Below are 1,071 nucleotides of genomic sequence, written 5' to 3'. Positions count from 1 at the left end.
ACGCAAGGCCAGATCGGCCAAACACCGTGCGATTGCGAAATCGCGCATCCCAATGGGCTCCGTCAAATCAAATGCGGCAAAAAAGAGTTCTAGCTCTCTGTCCGTCATCGCAAGCGGCAGCCGCGCCGGCATCGGCGGTGCCATATGCGGGATCGCGGCCAGGAGAGCATGGGTGTCATTCCCCTGCGAGCTTCGAAAGCGCAGATAACTTGCCAGATCAACACAGTAGGCACGACGCGTAGCGTGACCCTGGCCTTTGAAGCAGCGTGTGATGAAGGCCTCGATATCGATCGGAATTAGCTGGTCGACCGTCACTGGCCCCTGACCGAAGACAGAGCCAAGAAAGTGGCGAATATGCCCAAGACGGTTACTGCAAGTCGTCTGCGCGTAACCGCAAATGTCGACCAGGTAATGCCTGAACAGTTCGAGTTCGATGTCGACCGGGGTGTGCAACTGAGATCGCTCAGCGTTATTCATCCCCTCCTGCTTCAGGACAGCCAGGAGATGCCGAAGAGCCGCTCGAACCGTGTTGACATGGCGCATACACGGGCGTGAGCATTTGCAATTTGGCAAATGAACATCCACAAACTCCGCTACGAGAACGTCATTGATATCGGCAAGGGTCAATCCCTTGTCTAGCCGGTGCGTGAAGTGGACCAAGGATGCCAGATAGCGTTGAATCGTATCGTCCGCATATCGCTGGGCACGCAGATAATTGACATACTGGGGAAGGATCGCGTCAACGGGGCTCTCGACAATTCTGCTACTACGCGGTGAGGTCGCCGACAAATTACTGTCAGACATGATGTCCTCCTGGAAACGGGATGTAAGGCTCTACAAGAGAACACCAAAATTAGGTGCATTTCAATAAAAGCACAGACTGCTTTTTTACGGGCGAACCTGCGTGTCGGACACTTATCGCCTCACCACCGAACCTAATTTCCGGGCGTGCCTAACAAACCTTAGGTCAAGCTTGACCTAAGGTTCGAGATGTACCAATACCGACAGATCCTGGTGCGCATGCGCCGAGGCGACTCTGACCGGGATATCGCACGATCGAAGACCATGGGG

The 1,071-nt window shown here is 54.5% G+C and carries 1 pseudogene; it reads right to left on the bottom strand.

The window, feature by feature from the left end:
* Window positions 1-804: pseudogene (locus tag PQQ51_RS34295) on the bottom strand (hypothetical protein); the annotation flags it as partial.
* Window positions 805-1,071 lie beyond the last annotated feature (267 nt).

It is taken from the genome of Paraburkholderia xenovorans (genome assembly GCF_046030735.1).
Lineage (GTDB): Bacteria > Pseudomonadota > Gammaproteobacteria > Burkholderiales > Burkholderiaceae > Paraburkholderia > Paraburkholderia xenovorans_A.
This window is presented reverse-complemented; position numbering and strand designations above follow the sequence as displayed.